We start from the raw sequence: 4,315 nt of genomic DNA, 5'->3' as shown, positions 1-4,315 counted from the left end.
CATTTCGATGTCCATCAGCACCGGCTGCACGCTCGGCGTTTGCGCAAGGCGAGCCTGCAGTGCCTGGTGCAGGCGCAAGGTGATGTCGGCGTCCTCGGCGGCGTAGGGGCCGGCCTTGTCCAGGTGGATCTGGTTGAAGGTGAGCTGCTTCGCGCCCTTGCCGGCAATGTCTTCGAAGGCGATGGTGGTGTGGTCGAGGTACTTCTGCGCCAGGCTGTCCATGTCGTGACGTGTGCCGGTGGAGTTCAGCACATACGACTCGAGCATGGTGTCGTAGGCCACGCCGCGCATTTCGATGGCAGGCGAGGCATTGGCGAGGATGTTGATATCGTACTTGGCGTTCTGCCCGACCTTGGCCTTGGACGGGTCTTCCAGCAGCGGCTTCAGCGCCAGCAGCACCGCCTCGCGGTCCAGTTGGGCGGGCGCGCCTTCGTAATCGTGGGCCAATGGCACATAGGCCGCCGCATGCGGCTCGACAGCGAACGACAGGCCCACCAGCTGCGCTTTCTGGGCGTCCAGGCCGGTGGTTTCGGTGTCGAAGGCGAACAGCGGCGCCTGGCGCAGCTTCTCCAGCCAGGCATCGAAACGGGCCTGGTCGAGGATGGTTTCGTACTTCGGCTCGACCTTGGCTGCCGGCTCCTCGACCGCTGCGATGGCCTCACCGGCCCGCGCCGCTTCGCGCTGTACATCCGCAACCCAGCTCTTGAACTCCATCTCGGTATACAGCGCCAGCAGCGCGTCGCGGTCAGGCTCGCCGCAGACCAGCGCCTCGACCTCGACGTCCAGCGGCACGTCGACCTTGATGGTGGCCAGCTCGTAGGACAGGAACGCCGCGTCGCGGTGTTCCTCCAGCTTGGCCGGCAGGGTCTTGGCGCCACGGATGGCCAGTGCAGGCACCTTGTCCAGGTTGGCATACAGGTCGCTGAGGCCACCGCCGATGCCGGTCAGCAGGCCCACCGCGGTCTTTTCGCCGACGCCGGGCACGCCAGGAATGTTGTCGACCTTGTCGCCCATCAGGGCCAGGAAGTCGATGATATGTTCCGGGCCGACGCCAAATTTCTCGTGCACGCCAGCCACGTCCAGCACGGTGCCGGTCATGGTGTTGACCAGGGTAATGTGCCCGTCCACCAACTGCGCCATGTCCTTGTCACCGGTCGAGATCACCACCGGACGGCCTTGGGCGGCACTGCTGCGGGCCAGGGTACCGATCACGTCGTCGGCCTCGACGCCCTCGACGCACAGCAGCGGGTAGCCCAGCGCCTTGACGCTGGCGTGCAGCGGCTCGATCTGCACGCGCAGGTCGTCCGGCATGCTGGGCCGGTTGGCCTTGTACTCGGCAAACATGGCATCGCGGAAGGTGCCGCCCTTGGCATCGAACACCACCGCGAACAGGCTGTCGGGGTATTGCTTGCGCAGGCTCTTGAGCATGTTCAGCACGCCCTTCACCGCACCGGTTGGCATGCCCTTGGACGTGGTCAACGGGGGCAGCGCATGGAAGGCGCGGTACAGGTAGGAGGAACCGTCCACCAGGACGAGGGGCGCTTGGCTCATGAGCAGAATCAACCTTTTCGACGGGTCCGGCGCTAGAATAGCCAGAATCATTGACGACAAAGGGACTAGGTTATCATGCGTACACTCAATCGCCTGTTACTGCTCGGCCTGTTGGCAACCATGCCTGTCGTCACCCTGGCGGCGGACGACGCGCCCTCGGCCGATCCCGAGGTAACCATTCGCACGGAAGGCGACAAAACCATCCAGGAGTACCGGCAGAACGGGTTCCTGTATGCGATCAAGATCACGCCGAAAAACGGCAAGCCTTATTTCCTGGTACGCGCCGATGGCACCGACGCCAATTTCATTCGATCCGACCAGCCGGACATGCTGATACCGTCCTGGAAGATCTTCGAGTGGTAATCTGACGCGCACCGTTCACATCAACCCGGCACTTCCCGGCGGAAGTGCCCGTATGGGCAATTTTTCATCATGTCAGTCTTCACCCCCGTGACCCGGCCTGAGCTGGAAACCTTTCTGGCGCCGTACGAGCTGGGCCGTCTGCTCGACTTCCAGGGCATTGCCGCCGGCACCGAGAACAGCAATTTCTTCGTCAGCCTCGAACAGGGGGAGTTCGTCCTGACGTTGATCGAGCGCGGGCCCAGCGAGGACATGCCGTTCTTCATCGAGCTGCTGGACACCCTGCACGAAGCCGACATGCCGGTGCCCTATGCGATTCGTGACCGCGACGGCAACGGCCTGCGCGAGCTGTGCGGCAAACCGGCGTTGCTGCAGCCACGGCTGTCGGGCAAGCACATCAAGGCCCCGAACAACCAGCACTGCGCCCAGGTGGGCGAGCTGCTGGCGCACATCCACCTGGCCACCCGCGAGCACATCATCGAACGCCGCACCGACCGCGGCCTGGACTGGATGCTGGCTGCGGGGGCCGAGTTGCTGCCACGGCTGACTGCCGAGCAGGCTGCACTGCTGCAGCCGGCCCTGGCCGAGATTACCGCGCACAAGGCGCAGATCCTGGCGTTGCCGCGGGCCAACCTGCATGCCGACCTGTTCCGCGACAACGTGATGTTCGAAGGCACCCACCTGACAGGTGTGATCGACTTCTACAACGCCTGCTCCGGGCCGATGCTGTATGACATCGCCATCACCGTGAACGATTGGTGCCTGGATGAGCACGGCGCGATCGACATGCCCCGCGCTCAGGCGCTGCTGGCAGCGTATGCCGCGCTGCGGCCGTTCACTGCAGCCGAAGCCGAGCTGTGGCCAGAGATGTTGCGGGTAGGCTGCGTGCGCTTCTGGCTGTCGCGGCTGATTGCGGCGGAGTCGTTTGCCGGGATGGATGTGATGATCCATGACCCGAGCGAGTTCGAAGTGCGTTTGGCACAGCGGCAGCAGGTGGCTTTGCGCCTGCCGTTTGCTCTCTAGGGCCCGCCGACTGGATTGTGTGAGGGCTGACAGGTGCCCGCCTTGATGCTTTCTGCGCCTGTGAAATCGAGCGCCGCGCGGGCGGCGCTCGGTTTCACAGGCGCTGCAAACCTTACGGCGAACACCTGGCCGCCCTGATGCAATCTCCTGCAAAACCCGGCTTACAACTGCTCCAAGCACCCAGCCAGGTCGCCACCCAGCTTCTCCAGCAAGCGCTCATAACCCTTGGCATCCACCGGGTCGGTACCACCCAGTGCATCCAGCTCAGCCAAGCGCACCGGCAGCCCGGCAGTCAGGGTCTCAGCCAACCGCGGCCGCAGTGGCGGCTCACTGAACACACAGGTCTTGCCCACTTCCTGCAGGCGTTTGCGCATCGCAGCCACATGCTGCGCCCCCGGCTGAACCTCGGATGCCACGCTGAACACGCCGGTGTGCTTCAGGCCATACTCCGCCTCGAAGTAATCGAACGCCTCGTGGAACACGAAGTACGGTTTGCTGGCAATACCGGCTACCCGCGCCTTGATACGTCCATCCAGTGCATCCATGCGCTCATTGAAAGCCTTCAGGTTGCTCTGGTAGCGGGCAGCATTGGCCGGATCGACCTGGGCCAGATCCGCAGCCATCTTCGCCGCGATTATCCGCGCGTTGACCGACGACAGCCACAAGTGCGCGTCCAGGCTGCCCGGGCGGTGATCATGATCGTGGTCGTCATGGTCTGCTTCCTCATGGGAGTGGCTGTCCTCGCCAAAGCGGCGCAGCTTCATGCCCGCCAGCGACTGCACGGCCACCGTGGGCTTGCTGCGGCTGCCCAGCACGCGCGGCAGGAAGCTCTCCATGTCCGGGCCAATCCAGTACAACAGGTCGGCATCGCCCACCCGCCGCACGTCGGACGGACGCAGCGCGTAGTGGTGCGGCGAGGCGCCCGGCGGCAGCAATACCTCGGGGCTGCCCACGCCGTCCTGCACGGCAGCAGCAATTTGCTGCAGGGGCTTGATAGTGGTGAGCACGCGCACATCGGCCTGGGCTGAAAATGCGATGAAAGCGACAAACAGAGCTAGGAATCGGGACACGGTGGATACTCGAGTCATCAGAAACAGGTAACATAATAACGTCTCCATCCAGAACCGTCGCTGCCCATGTCCATCACGCCGCTGGCCAACCGTCCCCACGATCACTCCCACTGCGTACACAGCGCACTGGCTGAAGCCGACGCCTTGTGCACCCGCCAGGGCCTGCGCCTGACCGCGTTGCGCCGCCGGGTGCTGGAGCTGGTGTGGCAAAGCCACAAGCCGCTGGGTGCCTACGACATCCTCGCCGTGCTCAGCGAGCAGGATGGCCGCCGCGCCGCGCCGCCGACGGTGTACCGCGCTCTGGACTTCCT

4 protein-coding genes and 1 pseudogene are annotated in these 4,315 nt (G+C 64.3%); 3 read left to right on the top strand and 2 right to left on the bottom strand.

From position 1 onward, the window contains the following. On the bottom strand, window positions 1-1,551 hold a 1,551-nt coding region (locus tag HP546_RS26660), incomplete at its 3' end, for a 5'-3' exonuclease H3TH domain-containing protein (protein WP_306125772.1). A gap of 75 nt (window positions 1,552-1,626) precedes the next feature. Here HP546_RS26660 and HP546_RS26655 point away from each other — a divergent pair. Both HP546_RS26655 and HP546_RS26650 read left to right on the top strand, forming a co-directional pair. After that, window positions 1,627-1,914: a DUF2782 domain-containing protein gene (locus HP546_RS26655; RefSeq protein ID WP_010951520.1), complete on the top strand. Its 288-nt coding sequence runs from the start codon at window positions 1,627-1,629 to the stop codon at window positions 1,912-1,914. A gap of 69 nt (window positions 1,915-1,983) precedes the next feature. Further along, window positions 1,984-2,934, top strand: coding sequence for a homoserine kinase (locus HP546_RS26650; RefSeq protein ID WP_172231757.1), 951 nt, complete (start codon window positions 1,984-1,986; stop codon window positions 2,932-2,934). A 161-nt stretch (window positions 2,935-3,095) separates the two neighbouring features. Here HP546_RS26650 and HP546_RS26645 read toward each other — a convergent pair whose 3' ends face one another. Next, a complete protein-coding gene (locus tag HP546_RS26645) occupies window positions 3,096-4,052 on the bottom strand; it encodes a zinc ABC transporter substrate-binding protein (protein WP_172231754.1) in 957 nt (318 codons plus the stop codon). Between the two features lie 18 nt (window positions 4,053-4,070). Here HP546_RS26645 and zur point away from each other — a divergent pair. Beyond that, a pseudogene (gene zur, locus HP546_RS26640) lies at window positions 4,071-4,315 on the top strand (zinc uptake transcriptional repressor Zur); the annotation flags it as partial.

Source organism: Pseudomonas sp. CM25, from assembly GCF_013179705.1.
Taxonomy (GTDB): Bacteria; Pseudomonadota; Gammaproteobacteria; order Pseudomonadales; family Pseudomonadaceae; genus Aquipseudomonas.
Note: the sequence above shows the minus strand (reverse complement) of the source record. Positions and strands in the feature narration are given on the sequence as shown.